Origin of the sequence: Lacihabitans lacunae (assembly GCF_042649125.1) — a bacterium.
Taxonomy (GTDB): domain Bacteria; phylum Bacteroidota; class Bacteroidia; order Cytophagales; family Spirosomataceae; genus Leadbetterella; species Leadbetterella lacunae.
Genome location: NZ_JBHRYQ010000001.1, coordinates 3,321,153 through 3,340,324, shown reverse-complemented (window position 1 = coordinate 3,340,324; position 19,172 = coordinate 3,321,153). Strand labels below are relative to the sequence as shown.

Sequence of the window (19,172 nt, the reverse complement as noted above, 5' to 3'; positions counted from 1 at the left end):
TATAGGGTTGAATATGTTTTTTAAATATATCTAATATTCTAAAGTTTTAATTATAAATACCTTAGAAGGAAATAGATTGATGTTTTTTCTATAGCGTTGCCTCAAGTATTTTATTGGTTGGATCCATCATATACGTCAATATGTCGCCATTTTTTAATACTTCCACTATTCTATAACCGCGGTATTCGGTGCCCCAGTTGCCACCAATGTGTGAGTCAAATATATATGGTATTTCGTTATGTGTTTTTATGCCGTCCTGATCATGTTCGTGGCCATGAAAAACCGCCTTTATGTTTGGATATCCTTTCAGTAGTTCGAAGAACGCAGGGTTTTCTATGGCATTTGGCGTCCATTTCATTTGCGGAATATGAATGAAAATAAAGACTATTTTCAAGGCTTTTGCTTTCTCTAACTGGCTTTTTAGCCAAACTAAGTCGGGTGATAGATATTCACCTTTTTCGTTTGAGGTATTTCCAAATATTAACCCAAATTCGTCTTTCTCTTCATAATGATTCACAGGCATTTTCCAAAGGTCTAGCCAGGCTTGGTCGCTAATGCGGTCGTGGTTTCCTTTGGTTACAAAATAGGAGGTAGGCAGGCCATCAAAATTTGCCTTTGCTTGTGGCATAAACTCGGGCTTGTCATGAATTAAGTCGCCATTTATTACACAGAAATCCAATTTTTGCTTTTTATGTATCTCTTTTGCATTTTTTATAAAACTAGAAGTCATACCTTCAAAATCTGTTTTGGGCTGACCAAAATGGGCATCTGAGGCTATTAAAAACCGTAGTTTTACCTTATTTCTTGATTCTAAAAATGCAGTGGTTGAAAATGCCTCGCCAGAAAGTAAGAATGCACTAGAAAGCGAAAAAGTTTTTAAAAATGAGCGTCTGTTTTTCATGCTTTTGTTTTTTTCTAAAAGTAACAGTTTTGGCTTTAATATCATGTATTTGAATACCGTTTGGGATATTATTTTTTTGTAAAAAAGTATTTTCAATGCAAACCAGTTTAAAACTTGATATACTTTTGACTATGAAAAGTGGCATCTCCTTAAGTTGTATTTTTTAGGGAAAATAAATAATTATTTTTTGCCCGAGAAATAAATAGCCGTACATTTAATTTTTGTAAACAAGACTTCAAAAACCTTAATTAAAAACGAATGAATTTAAATCAAAAAATGAAAAAACTAGGCTTTCTAGTTTTAATTGCTGTTAGTGTAAATGCCGTAGGACAGAAGCCTGAGGGTGTTTTTGTATACGGTGACGCCCTGCCAGATGCACCTGACTTGGCTCCAAGAGGCAAATATAGTATAGGTGTAAAAACCATGGAACTAGTCAATAAAAACCAAACGGATGTATTGAAAAGAAAAGACGGGGTAGATCCAGTGTATGACCGTACTTTAAAAGTTGAAGTTTGGTACCCAAGCAAAGTAGGAGATGCCCAAAAAGACCTTATTTCGTATGACGAAGTTATGGGAACTTACAATGACCCTAAAAGACCGCTGATTCCTTTTAAGTTTAATGGAAGAGCAAACAGAGATGCGGCTTTGCTTAAGACAGATGGCAAATTTCCTCTAATAATCGTTTCTCACGGATATGTGGGTTCTCGATATATAATGAGTTATTTGTGCGAAAACTTGGCCTCAAAAGGATACGTGGTAGTGGCGATAGACCATATGGAATCTACGTTTAGAGATGCCGCGGGTTTTGCAAGTACTTTGTTAAATAGATCAAAAGATGTATTGTTTGTGCTTAACCAAATTGCGGACTTAGGAAAAGCAGGAAGTGGCTCGTTTTTGAGTGGGGGAGTAGACGCCGACCAAACTGGCCTTATCGGATATTCGATGGGTGGATATGGAGTGCTTAATGCCGCAGGTGCGGGTTATAGCGATGGCTCTGTTAAGCTCTTTGGAGTATTGGCTGCTGGTAGCGATGCCCTTAAAGAAAGAACAGGTTCAAATCCGGCGTATAGAGCTACGGTAGACCCAAGAATTAAGGCTGTGGTGGCATTTGCACCATGGGGAATGGAACGCGGTGTGTGGGATGCGGAGTCGCTTAAGGGTTTAAAAGTGCCTACGTTTTTTGTGGCAGGAAGTCAAGACGATATTTCGGGATATGAAAAAGGTATAAAAGCGATTTTTGATGGAGCCGTTAGCTCTGACAGGTTTATGCTCACCTACATGAATGCTCGTCACAACGTAGCCCCAAATCCGCCGCCAGCGGAGTCATTAGCTCCTGGTTTGCCATTTGACGAGTATTATCGCTATGCTGAGCCATCGTGGGATCAGAGAAGGTTAAATAACATTAACCAACATTTTGTAACGGCATTTATGGGTACCTACCTAAAAGCTCAAGACAACTCCGAATACTTAAATTTAGCGGTAGATTCTAACGAAAAAACGTGGAAGGGCTTCAAAGGAAGGTCGTCTACAGGTATGACACTTCAGCAAGTAAAAGCTGTTAAATAATAAGTTTAAGAAATACGTATTTAGCTCAAAGGTTCAATAAAGCAAGATTGAACTTTTGAGCTTTTTTATGGATTATGTTTTAAAAAAAGGATTAAACCAATGGCAGAGCAGCTAGACGATAATTTTTGGTCAAATAGATATCTTAATAATAGCACAGGCTGGGACTTAGGGGCCATTTCTACCCCTATAAAAGAGTATGTAGATCAGCTCAAAAGCAAAGAATTGTCAATCCTGATTCCAGGGTGTGGCAATGCCTACGAAGCTGAATATCTATTGGCCGCGGGATTTAAGAAAGTGACGCTTATAGACATTTCGGAGGTTTTGGTAAAAAACCTAAAAGAGAAGTTTTCGGCAGAAATAGAAGTTGGAAAATGTGAAGTTATTCACGGTGACTTTTTTAAACTAGAGGGCCAATTTGACTTGGTGATAGAGCAAACCTTTTTTTGTGCCATAAACCCAAGTTTAAGACCTCAGTATGCTTCTAAAATGGCTGAAATATTAGCTCCAAATGGTAAAATAGCGGGCTTATTGTTTGAAATGGAAAAACCGGAAGGCCCACCTTTTGGTGGCCACACACAGGAGTATTTGGGGTATTTTGAGCCTTATTTTAATATAAAAACCATTACGCCATGTTATAACTCCATTAAGCCTCGAGCAGGCACGGAGTTGTTTATTATTTTAGAGAAAAAGTAAATTTACTTCTCAGTTTTTAGAAAAGTATTTTATACCAAAAACCCAAAGCAAAAGGATGTCGGCTTCCTCAGTTTTGGGTTTACATGCCTAATTATTGTTTTCCAAATATGTACCGGAGGTTTAAGTTAGTGGAGTTTTGACTTGGCGTAAACGTATATCCAACCGTGTTGTTTTTCAGTGACGTATTAAAAGAACCATCTAAAAACAAGTTTCGTTTTTTAGTGATTGCATATGAAAACCCTACACCTATAGATGATGACATGTAAGCTTCTGAAATACCCGTTCCGGTTTTACTAGTTGGTGTAGTGTTATAATAACTCATTATAGAATAGCTACTTAAGCCAATTTCGGCTGAAACAAAAGGCCTAAGTCTGTAATTGCTAATGTGGTATCTGCCTAAGATTGCAGCATTAAAAAACTTTTTTCTGAGGTAGAACCAGAGGGTAAATTATTTGGCGTCATATAATAAGATTTAGTAGTATAGTTTCCTCCAACCTTTAAACCAACCTCTAAGTTTTTGGCATAAAACCTACTGAAACTGATGTTTGGTGTAACACCGAAACCAGTATAAGAGCCGACATTGAAACCTGTTCCCACACCTAGAGAAAATTTGCCGAGGCTCTGGCCAAATGTAACTTGGTGAATACCTAAAATAAGGAGAATGTGAATTAGTTTTTTCATAATTTGTAAATAGTTTTTGGGCTTTAAACGCAAAAGATATTCAAACACATACGATTCCTATTTCAAAACTTATTTATCGGTCAGAAAAGATTTAAAGCCACATTTTACCTAACCAAAACCACCGAAGGGTTAAATGCATATCTGCCAAAATGATTGCCATAAACAGCTAAGCCTCCGTTTCCTTTTACTTCAAGTTTTACCATTAGTTTTCCGGTTTTGTTCAATGACTTAATTTGAGCTTTTGTCAAAGGAACTTTAACCATATACCCGTAGCTTCCGGCTTCGTCTAGTTTTCGGTTTTGAGCTTGGTTGTGCCAGCTCAATATGCCCCTGTGGTCTGCAGGGTCGTCGGCTAGTTTTACGGTTTGAGTTAGTTTACCATCTATCAAAATATTAACCTCAGACGGAAACGTCTTTTCGTCGGTCATAGGGTAGGAGTTTTGGTTTTGGCTGGGTTCGGCTTTTGCACCGAGCATATAATCTGTGTTTTTGATTTCTGAGCCAGCTCGATCTTTAAAAAACAACGCTTTGGCACCAAGTTCCATTAGCAGATACCCCGACGAAGCAACCGTAGTTTTGCCTTCAAATGTATACGTAAACTGCCCGTTGCCAGCCCCATTGGCTTTGAGGCCATTCATGGCTGTCCATGTTTTTTGCGACCAAGTGGCACTTGAGTATTCGGTGGGTTTTTTCTCTAAAACTTGTATGTTTTTGGGCAATGTGCCATCGATAACCTCAAAGCTCACAAAGTTTGTGTGATACACCGTGCCGCCTTTGCTGTCTTTTAACGTAAATGTTAAAGTGTACAGCCCATTTGTGCTAGGCATTTTGATTTTGAGTGGGTCAAATGACCGCTGCATCCAAGGTTCATATGGGAGGTTTAGTTTGCCTTCAGTTATGGTTTTTGAGTTACCCAGTTGGTCTATTCCTGCAAGTTTATATTCGGCCAAAAACACACGGTCGAGTATTTTTATATCCTCCATAACCGATACAAAAATAGGAACAGAAACTTCCTCGTCTGCTTTTACAGTATGCGTAATATCCTGACCATTAGAAAGGTACACCAATGAATGGAAGTCGCGGTCATTCATGCCATTGGCTATTTCGTTAAGGCCTGTATATTTCATGCTTCGGTCAAATCTCCAATAGCCGTTCCACTCGTTTATCACATCGTGGTGCTCGGTATATAGCCATCCGGCCATTTGAGGAAACATCCGAAAGGTATTCATCATACGGTGGTAATCGTAGCTCCAATCTACATCGCCCGTGCTGCCTTCGTAGCCCCACACATTGCCACATTCAGAGTTTAGCATCGGTTGGTTTCCTTGTGTAAAACCCTTCTCAAAATGAAATTCGCTGCCCACATAGGTGTTTTTTGTTATGGTTTTAATGTGGTCTTCCCAAGCATATCCGGGCAGGTATTCGTGCCAAGTATTTAGGTCGGTTTCGGTGTGTCCGGCACCACAGCAAATCGAATTATCTTCTGCCAGTCTGCTCTGGTCGAGCGACTTAGCTAAATAATACATAGATGCCACCCAGTTTTGGGTTTTGGGTAAATATTTGTTTTCTTCTTTACCCGAAGTTTCATTTTTAACTTTGGTGCGGAGCCCCCATGTTTCGTTAAATACTATCCATGAAAAAATAGCCGGGTGGTTGTAATCTCGCTTAATCATTTCCCTGAGCGTATATTCCGACTCTTTTTGTGCTTGAGGTGTTGGTTCACCCCAAAAGTTGGGTAAGTCGGCCATGACCAATAAACCCAGTTTATCTGCCCAATACAGCTTTCGTGGTATATCTACTTTTATGTGTGTGCGAAGGCCATTTAGTCCAATGTTTTTACAAAGTTGAATTTCATTTTTCATAAACTCATCAGACGGAAACGTGTAAAACCCTTCGGGGTGATACGATTGGTCTAGCGTTAGTTGTAAGTAAATCGGCGAGTTGTTTAATGCCACGTATGGAATTTCAGTACCGGGCAATTTTGCTACCGATATTTTTCTCATACCAAAATAGCTACTAACCTCATCTTCAGATAGTTTTATTTTGGTTTTGTATAAATAAGGGTCGTTTAAAGTCCATAGTCGTGTGTTTGGTATTTCTATATTTGTGGAGGTATATTCTGCTCCTTTTTTAGCCAAAAAGTCTTTTTTCAATAGGCCTGAAGGAGTTTCTATTTCGGCGGTTATTTTTTGATCTTGTGTTAGTGGTTCTTCAAAAGTCAGCTCAAGTTTTACGCTGCCGTTGTCTATGTTTGGTGTGAAATGTGCCGTACTTACAAAGTCTGTTCCACGTGTCTCTAAATACACCGTTTGCCATATTCCTCGGGCATTTCCGTAGCCTTGTTTGCCATAGAGGGCGTAGTCTCTTCTTTTGTCATCTACCCTCATTACTAAGGTGCCTTTACCGTCTTTTTTTATCAAATCACTAATTTCAAACGAAAACGGCGTATATCCACCTTGGTGTGTTCCCAGGAGTTTTCCGTTTAGCCAAACCGATGTTTCATAGTCAGAGGCCCCAATAGTAACAAAGGTGCGTTTGCCTGACCAGTTTTTGGGTATTGAAATTTCTTTTTTGTACCATGCAATATCTGCTTCGTCTTTCACTTCGGATAGGGGCGAACCCCATGGAAATGGCAACAATATTTTTTTTGTAAAAGAAGTATTTCCTGTGGCCCAGTTTTGGTTTTTTCCTATATCTAGGCTATCGAATTCAAATTCCCAGTAACCGTTTAGGTTTAGCCACTCTAGCCGTTCAAAATCTGGCCTTGGGTGCTCGGGAAGGGGTATATTTTGTGAAAAACAGAAATTTGAAAGTAAGTAAAAACAAAAAGTAAGTAGTAAGGTTTTCATATAGGTAAGGTTGAATTGTATTCTAAGTTAGAACATAATCAGGAGAGTAAAAAACTTTACCTTTAAAGTCTAGCAATGTGACTATTAATTGGTTTTTTATGAATAACTTTTGTGTGTATTTTTGAAAAAAACTAATCTTTAATTTCAATAAATAGAGAGGTAACTCCGTAAAAGTATTTAGAAGGTAGAAATATCCTTTATTTTTGTAAAAAAAGAAAAACAGTATCTGTCATGACCAAATTGGAGCGATTAACAAAACTAGAAGAATTTAAGAATAAGGAATGGTTTATTTTAGACGAGTGGGAAGACCGCGAACTGGAATACCCAGGTGACGAAAAAGTAAAAGCAATGAACGAAGAAGTGTGGTATTTTACCAACTTTTTGATGGTTCAAATAGATAAAAACGCCACAGATTTAAAAGAACAAACGGAGCAGTTTTTTAAAGATTGGAACAACGAAGATTTCAATCAAGACGAAACCGAGTTTATGATAGAAGTAGAGTATGAAGCTATGCGATTAGCGGGCTTGGATGTAGACGAACTAATGATTTGAAAGCGAGATTATTGAACTTTTAACCAAAAAACAAAATAGCCATGGATCAGAAAATTATCAATCTATTTGACGAATACACCCATAAACCCCTCAAAAGAGAGGATTTTTTGGCTCGACTAATAAAAATGGCGGGAGGCACTGCCGCTGCCATGGCTATTCTGCCACAACTAGAAGGCAAGTACGCCTTTGCCAACCAAATATCAGAAGAAGACGAAGATCTCAAAATTGAAAACATAAGTTTTTCATCAAAAAACTGCACCATGAAGGGCTACTTGGTTTCGCCTAAAAACCAAACGGTACCTCTGGGGGCGGTGATGGTCATACACGAAAACCGAGGACTTACCCCACACATTAAAGACGTGACTAGAAGAGTAGCCAAAGCGGGTTACATCGCTTTGGGCATTGATGCACTATCGCCATTTGGTGGCACTCCCGAAAACGAAGACGAAGGCCGAGCGTTGTTTCCGAAGTTGGATGTGGGCCAAAACATAGAAAACTTAAAAAGTGGCCTAGACTACCTTCGTAGCTTAAAAAACTGTAACGGAAAAACCGCTACGGTGGGTTTCTGTTGGGGTGGAGGTATGGCAAATGCCATGGCTGTAGTAGATCCTCAGCTAAAGGCTGCAGTGCCGTATTATGGCCGCCAACCCAATGCCGCTGATGTTCCCAATATTAAAGCAAAGCTATTGCTGCAATATGGCGGTTTAGACGAACGGATAAACGAAGGTATTCCAGCCTTTGAAGAGGCTCTTAAAGCCAACAAAATAGACTATAAGGTGTATGTGTATGAAGGTGCACAGCATGCTTTTAATAACGACTCTTCTCCAGCGAGGTATAACGCTGAAGTGGCTAAACTTGCCTGGGAGCGTACTTTGGGCTTGTTTTCGGAGGTTTTAAAATGAGTTAAACCCGATTAAGGCATTTACAAAAACCTAGATTGAAGTTTTAGGTGTACCTTTGTTTTTATTTTATTCAAAAAAAAGCAAGATGTCATTTAAAGCCCTTGGTCTCTCAGAGCCTCTATTAAAAGCCATAGAAACACAAAAGTATCCGCAGCCTTTTCCTATTCAGGAGTTGGCTATTCCGGCTATTTTGGCGGGCAAAGACTTGCAAGGTTTGGCTCAAACTGGCTCAGGAAAAACCGCCAGTTATGTACTGCCTATTTTGGAGAAGTTTCAAAGAAAAAGAGCGGACCGAAATTTACATTTGAAGGTATTGATTATAGTTCCTACGCGTGAGCTTGCTCTGCAGGTGAGTGAGGTAATTAGTACCTTTTCTGCTGATTTACCGATAGTAGTAAAAAATCTCGCGGTGTTTGGGGGCGTGCCATTAAATCAGCAAATGGTGAAGCTCAAAAACACAGAGGTTTTGGTGGCTACTCCTGGTCGTTTGTTAGATTTAATTTCTACACAATCTGTTCATTTGGGCAAAATAGAAACCCTCGTTTTAGATGAGGCAGACAAGTTGTTAGACCTAGGTTTTCAGGAAGAAATGGCCCAACTGTTTAAGTTGATGCCTAAAAAAAGGCAGAACATCTTGTTTTCGGCTACCCTCGATACCAAGCTTGACTATATCAAAGATACTTTACTTTGTGATCCGGTTAAAATAGAAATTGTACCTGAGGAGCAAAACATTGGATTGATAAACCAAACGGCTTATTTGTGTGCCCCTGAGCGAAAAGGACCACTGCTCAGACACCTAATAACATCTAAAGAAATGAAGCAGGTGTTGGTGTTTACATCTTCGGTTAGAACGGCAGATAACGTAACCGAAAAACTAAAGAAAAACGGCATTACGGCTTTAGCCCTCCATAGCAAAAAAACGCAAGGAGCAAGAATGGAAGCCCTGAAAAACTTCAAACTAGGAAAAATAAAGGTGTTGGTAGCCACAGACCTAGCATCTAGAGGTATTGATATTGAGGCTCTTCCGGTGGTGATTAACTACGAATTGCCACGCTCGCCCAAAGACTACATTCACCGAATTGGCCGAACTGGTCGTGCTGCCGCAACAGGGGAAGCTTTAACACTTTTTAGCCCCGAAGAGGAGCACCATTTTTATATTATCCAGAAAAAAATGGGTAAAAAAGTAGAGAAAATAGATACCGCTAATTGGGAGTTTTGAATGAGTTTAAACTTGGTTCATTCCCTGTTTTAAACAACTCAAGTTTGTAAGTTTTTTGGTTTTTTATTTTGAAAACCTGTAGCTCAAATCAAGGTTAGATTGATAAAATTTTTGGAACGAGGATTTTCTTAGTGCTGATGCAAGAGGTAGATTATAATTTGCTACGGGGCTAACTTTATTAAACGAATATTTTAAGCATACCAGCCAAATTGAGCGTCAAATGCCTCACTACACTTGTACCTCTGTTTTATGTCCGGATAGTAATTTCCACATCCTTTGAGATTGCATAAAGATCGTTTTCTTAAAAAAATAGATAGGTTTCTGATTCTCGAACGATTTGTCTGCACTATATCCTGCGTTTATTTTGGAGCTTATTATTTGAGCTTCGGAGTTTAAACCAAAACTCATCAATAAAATTAAGAGTAAATATGGAGCATGATTTTTTATTTTTGGACAAAAAAAGAGTTGAAAACATGAATTTTTACAAAGCTATTTAAAGGTAAAAGGTGCAAATAAGAATGTGTTAAAAACAGCTAAGCTTCTAGTACTAGTTTGTGATAGACCTGTTTACAAAAAGTAAGGGGGAAAGTCTAATTTGTGCTTTATTTCGAACCCATTAACTCTTTAAAAACAAGAACAACCTTTGCTTAAAAGCCAAATTCTCTTTTTTTTCTTCCTTACAGAATAACCACTTAGGCAACTTTTTTCTACTTTTCTGCAAATCGAAAAACAATATTCGTAATTTTATACTTTATGGTTTATTAATCCAATTTTATATGATTCGTAATGTTTTGATTAGCACGGCATTGGCAGCTGTAATTTTTTCATGCCAAAAAGCAGAGACTCCATGTGTGAAAACCACGTGGTATATTGATAAAGACGGTGATGGCCTTGGTAATAAAGCAAATAGCTTTGAAAGCTGCGAGCAGCCCAATGGCTATGTCAGCAATGCCAACGATACAGATGATGAGCCCAAAGTGGCCATAAATATTCCCACAAAAGGATATTCAAGTCCCAAAACCTACGACGGACTAAAGCTACTATGGGCAGATGAGTTTGAGGGCACAAGCCTTGATGAAAAAAGCTGGAACTACGAAATAGGTGATGGTTGCCCAGGAAACTGCGGTTGGGGAAATTCTGAATTACAATACTACAAAAAGGAAAATACAAGTGTAAAAGATGGCTATTTGATTATTCAGGCTAAATCTGAGGTTACAAATGGTAAATCATATACGTCTTCTAGGCTTACTACTCAGGGTAAGTTTAATTTTAAATATGGCCGTGTAGACATCAGAGCGGCATTGCCAAAAGGCCAAGGAATATGGCCGGCTCTATGGATGTTGGGTAAAAACATCAATACGGTGGGTTGGCCTAAATGCGGAGAAGTGGATATCATGGAAATGGTGGGTGGTGCAGGCAAAGACAATGTTCTGTATGGAACTGCTCACTGGGACAATAACAACAGTCACGCCTCATACGGTGGAAACACTAAGTTAGCAACGGGTATATTTAACGACGAGTTTCACGTGTTTTCTATTGTTTGGGATGCAAAAAAAATCATTTGGTACCTAGATGGTGTTCAATTTCATGTGATAGATACTACTCCTGAGGGCTTGAGCGAATTCCAAGAAGAGTTTTTCTTGATCTTCAATGTGGCTGTAGGTGGGCAGTGGCCTGGTAGTCCAGATGGCACCACTATTTTGCCTCAGCAAATGATAGTAGACTATGTCCGTGTATTTAATTGATAATAAAACATTTAGTTGAAATAATGAAAAGGGTTTGGTTATTTTAATCAAACCCTTTTTTGTTTAATGCATAAACTAAAAGTGTAAATAGCGAGTTTAATTTTTGACTTTGAGACACTTTTTGTAATTTAAATTTTCACAATATCTATTCAACAATTATGAAATATTCGCCGGGAGTATTAAGTGTATTGCCTATTTTTTATGTGGGCTGGGCAGACTCTGTTTTAAGTCCGTCTGAGATGCAACTGATCAGAAATCAAATTCAGAAGATTCCTAACTTAAGTGTAGACGATAAAAACCTACTCTTTAGCTGGACAGACCAGAAAAATCCTCCTTCTGCTGAGACTTTTGAGTCATGGTTGGTGGCCATAAAATCGTACACTCCCGAAATCAATATTGAAAAAAGAAAAAACTTGGTTCAGCTCGGTATAGAGATGGCCCAAAAATCTTCGTCAGCTTCTGAAAGGCACATTTGGGATGCACCGCTGGTGCATCAGTCTATAGAGGCTTTGGAGCATACACTTGGCCTTGACAATAGCCTCTCGCAGCAGTCTTTTTACAATGCCATTGCACCTGACAATGTAGTAGAAACCATAGAAAAGGCAGGGTTCGATACTTCCAAAATGCAGGCCATGCTCGATGGGCCTTTGGTAGATTTAAAAAACAGAACCAAGAAGCTCATTATGGATGAGTTTTTTAGAATTCCAACTGACCTTAGAGACAAGGACTTGTTGAGGCTAAAAATATTGGAACAGTGCAAAGCTTTGGCTGAGCAGGGTTTTGGGGCACATACTTTTCCTGAAGTGTACGGCGGCAAAAACTCGCCCGCAGGCAGCACGGCAATATTTGAAACTCTGGCAATGGGAAACCTGAGTTTACTTATAAAATATGGCGTACAGTTTGGCTTGTTTGGTGGAGCGGTATATTCTTTGGGAACCGAAAAACATCATCAAAAATACCTGGAAGCCCTCGGATATATGAAACTGGCGGGTTGCTTTGCCATGACCGAAACTGGGCATGGATCAAACGTGAGAGATCTTGAAACCACCGCGACTTACAATGCATCAAACAGAAGCTTAACCATACATTCGCCTACGCTTGCTTCCGGCAAAGAATACATCGGAAATGCCCTTCACAGCAAAATGGCGGCGGTGTTTTGCCAACTTATTGTCAATAACGAAAACCATGGTATACATGCGGTTTTGGTGCCTCTGCGAAACGAAAACCACGAAGAACTACCTGGAGTTACGGTAAAAGACAACGGCTACAAAATGGGCCTCAATGGCGTTGACAATGGCCGTATTTGGTTTGATAATGTGGAGGTTCCAGTAGAAAACTTGCTTAATAAATACGGAGATATTAACGAAGACGGTGTTTATTCCAGTCCAATAGAAAACCCTTCGAAAAGGTTCTTTACCATGCTAGGAGCACTTGTGGGCGGTAGGGTTTCTGTGGCTTTAGGCTCAAACACAGCTGCTAAAAAATCGCTCGATATTGCCATTTCTTATGCTCTAAAACGCAGGCAGTTTAAGACCCTAAGCGAAGAAAACGAAACCCTGATTTTGGATTATCCAACGCATCAAGAGCGGCTGTTTCCTTTAGTTGCCAAAAGCTATGTGCTGACTTTTGCTTTGGAGCGTATGCGAGAAAAATTTGAGGAAAGCTTACAACTAGACGACAAACGCGAGGTGGAGGCTTTGGCCGCTGGTTTAAAGAGTTACGCCTCTTGGCATGCTACGCACACTATTCAAGAATGCCGCGAAGCATGTGGAGGTAAGGGCTATTTGGCTGAAAACGAACTGTCTGACTTAAAGGCTGATACAGATATTTTTACGACTTTCGAAGGCGACAATCACGTGCTTTTGCAGTTGGTGGCCAAGTCTATTTTGACTGATTTTAAACAAGAATTTAATGACGGTGGCTACTCGGCCATTGTGCGTCATGTGCTCAAAAGAGTAAGTTCAGAGTATGTAGACCGAAATCCGTTTTCGGCACGAAATACCGATGCCGCACACTTGCTTAATGCTGAGTTTCACTTGCAGGCTCTGCGATACCGAGAGCAAAAACTGCTCTTTAGTCTCTCGGATAGAATGCGAAATTTCATTAAAAAAAGAATGAACCCCAACGATATTTTTCTCCGTACCCAAACTCACATGGTTACTTTGGCCATGGCACACATAGAGCGGTATATTTTTGAATGTTCGAATGATTTTTTAAACAAACAAAAAGATTCTCCCGAAAAGAAAGCATTGGAACTGATGCAACAAATCTTTGCTTTAGATGCTATTTATAGAGACCGTGGGTGGTATTTAGAAAACGATTTTCTGAATGGAGACAAGTCTAAGGCAATACGAAAAGTGTTGGCAAAATGCTACCGACAAGTTCGTCCCAATGCTCAGAGTTTTGTGAAGGCCTTCGGTATTCCAGAAGTGCTGCGAAATGCTGAGATTGTGAAGCCAAGTGTAAGTAAAGCCATTGCGTGATTAAAGATTAAAAAATGAAGTTTGTTAAGGTGCTGATTGTATGGATTTTGGGTCAAAATTGTTTTTCTCAAAATAAAACCGTGTGTATTAGCATCGACGATTTGCCAGTGGTTAATTATGGAAATACGTCTCCAGAGTTTCATTTGAAACTTACCGAAAAGCTGCTTTCGGGCTTAGCTAAACATAAGGTTCAGGCCATAGGTTTTGTAAACGAAGGCAAAATGTATGATGACAAAAACGTGCTTTTGCCTTACCAAAATACGTGTTTAGAAATGTGGTTACAGTCAGGAATGGACTTGGGAAATCACACACTCAGGCACAGAGATTATAACACCACGGACTTTAGCCGCTTTACTTCAGATATTATTTCGGGAGAAAAACAAACCAAAGCCTTGCTGACACAATATGGCAAAGAAATGAAGTACTTTAGGCATCCGTTTTTGCATGTGGGAGCTACTCAGCCACGAGCCGATTCTTTGTCTGTTTTTTTAGAAAAACAAAAATATACGGTGGCTCCTGTAACTATAGATAATGACGATTATCTATTTGCAAATGCTTATAGAAAAGCCTTAAAAAAAGGAGCGGATTCATTGGCAAGACAAATAGGAGAGGAGTATCTCTCGTATATGGAGAGAAAGGTTAAGTTTTACGAAAAACAATCTGAGGCTTTATTTGGAAGGCAAATATCACAGATTTTGTTGATTCATGCCAGTGAGCTAAACTCGGATTACATCTTGAAGTTATTGGATATTTTTCAGCGAAACAACTATCAGTTTGTAAGCATGGAAGAAGCACTTAAAGACAAAGCGTACGATACTCCCATAAGCAAATATGGTAAATATGGCATTTCTTGGATAGACCGCTGGGCCCTTTCGGCAGGTAAAAGCGGCGATTTTTTTGATGGCGACCCCGAACCCCCCAAGTATATTTCAGATTTAAGCAATCAATAGAAATTTGATTTATTTATGTGCCAAATTACAGTTTTATGAGACATTTTAGGCGATTGTCTTGTTGTTATATTTTAGGAACATTCATCATTTACAAACTATAATTTTTATTCCAGCCAAGGCTTCGTTTTGGCTTGGATATTTTATTAAAAGATTAACTATACATGGACTTTATCAGCATTAACCCATATACAAATCAGCAGATTGCTACCTATTCAGAACTAAGCGAAGAGGCTTTAAATCAGAAAATTATAAAAGGACAAAGTGCATTTGAGGCTTGGCGAACAGTTTCGTTTGAAGTTAGAGCCAAAGTGTTTATTAAAGCCGCGGAGATTCTCCGAACCAAAACCGAAATATACGCCCAAACCATTACCTTAGAAATGGGCAAACCGATAGCAGAAGCAAGGTTAGAGGTAGAAAAATGTGCGTGGGTATGTGAATATTATGCTGAAAATGCAGAACGTTTTTTAGCCACTAAAACCATAGAAACAGACGCTCACGAAAGCTACGTGGTATATGAACCTTTGGGTGGAGTGTTGGCCATAATGCCATGGAATTTTCCGTTTTGGCAGGTGTTTCGTTTTGTGGCACCGACGCTCATGGCGGGCAATGTGGGCTTGCTAAAGCACGCCGCCAACGTGATGGGCTCTGCCATTCACATTGAAGAAATTTTAACCGAAGCGGGGCTGCCTGACGGTGTTTTTCAAAATCTAATAATAGGCCACGAAACTGTGGAGAGGCTCATAGCAAATCCTTTTGTAAAAGCGGTTACGCTTACGGGTAGTGAGCGAGCAGGTAGTGCAGTAGCTGCTGCGGCGGGCAAAAACATCAAGAAGTCGCTTTTGGAGCTTGGAGGAAGCAATGCCTTTGTGGTATTGGCAGACGCAGATTTAGATAAAACCACAGATGTGGCTATAGCCGCAAGATATAGAAACAGCGGACAGAGCTGTATTGCAGGCAAGAGGTTTATTGTGGTAGCAGAAGTTTATGACGCATTTTTGTCTCTTTTCAAGGAAAAAGTAGCAGCTCTTAAATCGGGTGATCCGATGCAAGAAGGGATTCAAATTGGCACTTTGGCTAAGGCCGATTTTGCGATAAACTTACATAAACAAGTTACCGATTCTATAGAAATGGGAGCGGAGGTTATGATAGGCGGAACCTATAACGGAGCTTATTATGCACCTACCATTTTGGTAAATGTAAATGCTAAAATGCCTGTTTTTAGAGAAGAGGTCTTTGGTCCGGTGGCACCTATAATGAAAGTTAAAAACGCCGAAGAGGCTCTTAACGTAGCAAAAGACACTGCTTTTGGCCTTGGAATTAGCATTTTTACACAAGATTTACAAAAAGTAAAAACATATATAAGTCAAGTGGCGGATGCCTCATTTTTTGTAAATGAATTGGTAAAGTCGGACCCTCGCTTGCCCTTTGGTGGCACGGGTATTTCGGGTTACGGCCGCGAGCTTTCTCAAGAGGGAATCCTGGAGTTTGTGAATGTAAAGACGGTGTATATTAAGAAGTTTTGATAGGTAATTATTCTTTAGATCGTATAAGTTATAAATAATGAAGTCCTTTGGAATAACAACTCGGTATCCAAAGGACTTTATGTTTTGAATTAGGTATTTGGGTGTTTCAAATACCTAATTTTTAGGATACTTAACCGAATACGTTAGGCTTAGGTTTTTTTCTGAGGCCTTTGGAATGTTTAAGTCCCAGGTGATTTTACCTGTGGTTTCTTCTATTTTTGCTTGTGGTGCTTTCTGGTCAGAGACCTCTATAACTTTGTTTGAGCTAATCGGAAACTGGTCTTCTATACTAATTTTGATTTCTTGGTTTTTAGTGTTTCGTACCGATATGTCGTAGCCATAGTTAGAGTTAATGTTTTGACCCAAAACTTGCTTTTTCGAGTAACTTTTTACTTGCTTTCTGTCTACTATTATGCTTGGGTCTCTGCCCAATGAGATGGTAAGGGTGTCGGTATTTGAGAGGTCTAAATTTGACTTACCCACATACGTTCCCTCAAAGTACAAGTTAGCCTCCCCAGGCAGAAAATTAAACTTTTCCCAGTCCAATATATTTGCAGTAAGAAACGCCGCGGGCTCTATTTTAGGGATAGACTTGTAGACATATTCTGCCGGTATCTCTATTTCTTTTAGGTCAAAGTTTTTTTCTTTTCCATCTGATTCCAGGGTGAGGTTTTCCTTAAAAGAAAACTCCATCGAAACTGGGTTTTCTTTTTCTTCAATAAGGCTTTTGATGCTGATTGCTTTATTTCCAGAAACAGAAACGCCTGCTGCTCTTCCTGCTAATAATTCTGGTACTGATACTGACCCCGTTGCATTTTTTCTAACTTGAGGGCTATATCCCATTACCACTACTTCTTGTAGTGCTTGCGAATCCTCTTTTAGCGTAACTTCTATTGGCGAGTTTGCCGCAGCTACTGTTTGGGTTACATAGCCAACAAAACTAATTCTAATGGAATTACTCATTGAAACTCGATCTGCCGGAATACTCAACCTAAACATACCGTTCATGTCAGAAGCAACCCCAAGAGAGGTTCCTTCAAGAACCACACTTGCACCCGGAATCAAGTCGCCGTTTGCGTCTTTTATAGTTCCCCAAACCTCATTTTGTTTTTGTATGTCTGTGTTGTCGTTTAGATACTTAGAGTAGTCGTTTGGATATCCCCAAATCCAAGTTTTTAAATCGGGTAGTTTAGAGTTCTTTTTTGGGATAGAGTTGCTCAAGGTCACCTTCACGTTTTTCCAGTCTTCTCCCGAATATTGATATATTTTGCTCTTATACACCACCGTTATAGGCTGGTTTAGGCTTTTGGCGTTAAAATCATATATGGGCGACCAACCCGCGTTTTTAAGGAAATAGCTAATGGTAACCTTTAAGTTGTTAATAGTTTGTTTCGAATTTAAGGCAAAACGTATTTCAGAAAGTTTATTTTCTTTATTTAAACTTAGGATATTTAAGGCTCTGTTGTTTTCTCTTATTTCGGCGTCAAGCGAGTCAACTTTTTGTTCTAAAACATATTTTGATTTTAGAATTTTCTTCATTTTAGATTCAAAATAATCTACTGTTTTTATGAGGTCCTCGGGTTTCATGCCGCTGTAAGTACCCCCTACATTTTGATTATTTAAAAGCAACTTTTCTTCGTAGTTAAGTAATTTTTCTTCTAAGGCAATCTTGCTTTTTTCGTTTAAAATTGCCGTGTTTTTAGCTTGAATCTTAGTGTTTAGTTCTTTAAAATCCTGCTCATTGTTTAGGCTTAACTGATGAGAAAGTGAGTTTATGGTAATGGCTGGATCTGAGAAACTTATCTGTATGCTATTTTTGTCGAGTTCTGGAGAAACCCCCTTTATGATAAAGGAGTTTTCGCCGTTTTTTAAGTCAATAGTAGCTTCACGTTTTACTTGAGCCCCAGACGTAAAAATAACCACAACGGCCACTTTTGAGTCTATTTTGGTTTGGCCAAAGCTTACAAACGGAACAAGAAGTGCTAGGATTAGTTTTTTCATTTTAATTGTGATTGTTTAATTTCCGCTAAATCTAGTTTTCTTTTTTCAAATTAAAAAAAGAAAAAATCAAACAACCTCAACCGTTCTTTCTCCTTCGGCTTTCATATACCCAATTGGCGTACAAAAATCTGCAAGTCCATGAGCTTTTAGCACCTCTATTACCTCGTTTTGAGACGCTGGGCTTACAGCTATCAGCAGTCCGCCGCTTGTTTGTGGGTCTGCCAAAATAGCACGCTGTTGGTCAGTCAGTGGGCCTATTTTGTGTCCATAGCTGTCCATGTTTCGGTTGGTTCCGCCGGGCACCGAGCCTTGGGCTATGTAGTCGTATATTTCAGGCGTTATAATCGGCACTGCCTCAAAGTTTACTACTGCAGAGAGGCCAGAGCCTTCGGCCATTTCGGTTAGATGGCCTAACAAGCCAAATCCTGTTACGTCGGTCATGGCAGAAACTGACTTTAGCATACCCAGGGCTTCTCCAATTTTATTGAGTTGCATCATTTGATTTGGTGCCAAAGTTTTATGCTCCTCTTTTAAAATCGCTTTTTTCTCGGCGGTGGTTAATATGCCTACGCCCAAAGGCTTTGTTAAAAACAACACATCTCCTGCCTTTGCTGAGTTGTTTTGCTTGATGTTTTCTACGGCTACCATGCCATTTACTGCAAGACCAAATATAGGCTCGGGCGAATCAATACTGTGGCCACCGGCTAATGAGATGCCCGCTTCTAAACAAATACTTCTGCTGCCGTCTATTACCTTTTGTGCCACTTCGGCCGAAAGTTTATTTATGGGCCAACCCAATATCGCGATAGCCAAAACGGGCTTTCCGCCCATGGCGTAAACATCGCTAATGGCGTTGCAAGATGCTATTCTTCCGAAGTTAAAGGGGTCGTCTACAATTGGCATAAAAAAGTCAGTGGTAGATATTAAGGCCGAGCCATTGCCAAGGTTAAGCACTGCGGCGTCGTCTTTGCTATGGTTTCCTACTATGAGGTTTTCGTTGTTTGGCAATGCTATGTTTCCTTTAAGAATAACATCCAAAACCTGTGGTGATATTTTACAACCGCAGCCCGCTCCGTGCGAATATTGGGTTAGTTTTACTTCTTCCAT

15 protein-coding genes are annotated in these 19,172 nt (G+C 39.5%); 9 read left to right on the top strand and 6 right to left on the bottom strand.

What is annotated here, in order from left to right; genetic code table 11:
- Window positions 1-88: 88 nt before the first annotated feature.
- Window positions 89-901, bottom strand: coding sequence for a metallophosphoesterase family protein (locus ACFOOI_RS14480; protein WP_379838718.1), 813 nt, complete (start codon window positions 899-901; stop codon window positions 89-91).
- 276 nt (window positions 902-1,177) lie between these two features.
- On the opposite strand from ACFOOI_RS14480, the gene ACFOOI_RS14475 reads away from it, so the two are divergent.
- Both ACFOOI_RS14475 and ACFOOI_RS14470 read left to right on the top strand, forming a co-directional pair.
- Window positions 1,178-2,467, top strand: coding sequence for an alpha/beta hydrolase family protein (locus ACFOOI_RS14475; RefSeq protein ID WP_379838717.1), 1,290 nt, complete (start codon window positions 1,178-1,180; stop codon window positions 2,465-2,467).
- Between the two features lie 99 nt (window positions 2,468-2,566).
- Window positions 2,567-3,160, top strand: a complete 594-nt coding sequence (locus ACFOOI_RS14470) for a methyltransferase domain-containing protein (RefSeq protein ID WP_379838716.1) — start codon at window positions 2,567-2,569, stop codon at window positions 3,158-3,160.
- Between the two features lie 91 nt (window positions 3,161-3,251).
- On the opposite strand, the gene ACFOOI_RS14465 is transcribed toward ACFOOI_RS14470, so the two are convergent.
- The 3 genes from ACFOOI_RS14465 to ACFOOI_RS14455 form a co-directional block, all read right to left on the bottom strand.
- Window positions 3,252-3,482, bottom strand: coding sequence for a hypothetical protein (locus ACFOOI_RS14465; protein WP_379838715.1), 231 nt, complete (start codon window positions 3,480-3,482; stop codon window positions 3,252-3,254).
- Window positions 3,483-3,556: 74 nt separating this feature from the next.
- A complete protein-coding gene (locus tag ACFOOI_RS14460; protein ID WP_379838714.1) occupies window positions 3,557-3,841 on the bottom strand; it encodes a hypothetical protein in 285 nt (94 codons plus the stop codon).
- Between the two features lie 104 nt (window positions 3,842-3,945).
- Window positions 3,946-6,690 (bottom strand): glycoside hydrolase family 2 protein, encoded by a 2,745-nt coding sequence (locus ACFOOI_RS14455; protein ID WP_379838713.1) that lies wholly within the window; start codon window positions 6,688-6,690, stop codon window positions 3,946-3,948.
- A 231-nt stretch (window positions 6,691-6,921) separates the two neighbouring features.
- Between ACFOOI_RS14455 and ACFOOI_RS14450 the strand changes: the two genes are divergently transcribed.
- From ACFOOI_RS14450 to ACFOOI_RS14420, 7 genes are all read left to right on the top strand, one after another.
- Window positions 6,922-7,242: a hypothetical protein gene (locus ACFOOI_RS14450; RefSeq protein WP_379838712.1), complete on the top strand. Its 321-nt coding sequence runs from the start codon at window positions 6,922-6,924 to the stop codon at window positions 7,240-7,242.
- 41 nt (window positions 7,243-7,283) lie between these two features.
- Window positions 7,284-8,144, top strand: a complete 861-nt coding sequence (locus tag ACFOOI_RS14445; RefSeq protein WP_379838711.1) for a dienelactone hydrolase family protein — start codon at window positions 7,284-7,286, stop codon at window positions 8,142-8,144.
- Between the two features lie 85 nt (window positions 8,145-8,229).
- Window positions 8,230-9,363 carry a DEAD/DEAH box helicase gene (locus tag ACFOOI_RS14440; RefSeq protein ID WP_379838710.1) on the top strand — a complete coding sequence of 378 codons (1,134 nt, stop codon included), beginning with the start codon at window positions 8,230-8,232 and terminating at the stop codon, window positions 9,361-9,363.
- Between the two features lie 776 nt (window positions 9,364-10,139).
- Complete coding sequence (locus ACFOOI_RS14435) at window positions 10,140-11,108, top strand: glycoside hydrolase family 16 protein (RefSeq protein ID WP_379838709.1); 969 nt, start codon at window positions 10,140-10,142, stop codon at window positions 11,106-11,108.
- Window positions 11,109-11,266: 158 nt separating this feature from the next.
- Complete coding sequence (locus ACFOOI_RS14430) at window positions 11,267-13,591, top strand: acyl-CoA dehydrogenase family protein (RefSeq protein WP_379838708.1); 2,325 nt, start codon at window positions 11,267-11,269, stop codon at window positions 13,589-13,591.
- A gap of 14 nt (window positions 13,592-13,605) precedes the next feature.
- Entirely contained in the window at window positions 13,606-14,541 is a 936-nt protein-coding gene (locus ACFOOI_RS14425) for a polysaccharide deacetylase family protein (RefSeq protein WP_379838707.1), read from the top strand.
- 161 nt (window positions 14,542-14,702) lie between these two features.
- Window positions 14,703-16,064 carry an NAD-dependent succinate-semialdehyde dehydrogenase gene (locus tag ACFOOI_RS14420; protein WP_379838706.1) on the top strand — a complete coding sequence of 454 codons (1,362 nt, stop codon included), beginning with the start codon at window positions 14,703-14,705 and terminating at the stop codon, window positions 16,062-16,064.
- Between the two features lie 114 nt (window positions 16,065-16,178).
- Here the strand turns inward: ACFOOI_RS14420 and ACFOOI_RS14415 are convergent, their stop codons facing one another.
- Entirely contained in the window at window positions 16,179-18,065 is a 1,887-nt protein-coding gene (locus ACFOOI_RS14415) for a mucoidy inhibitor MuiA family protein (protein WP_379838705.1), read from the bottom strand.
- Between the two features lie 66 nt (window positions 18,066-18,131).
- The gene (selD, locus tag ACFOOI_RS14410) at window positions 18,132-19,172 is read right to left on the bottom strand and encodes a selenide, water dikinase SelD (RefSeq protein ID WP_379838704.1); all 1,041 of its coding nucleotides are present in this window, start codon (window positions 19,170-19,172) and stop codon (window positions 18,132-18,134) included.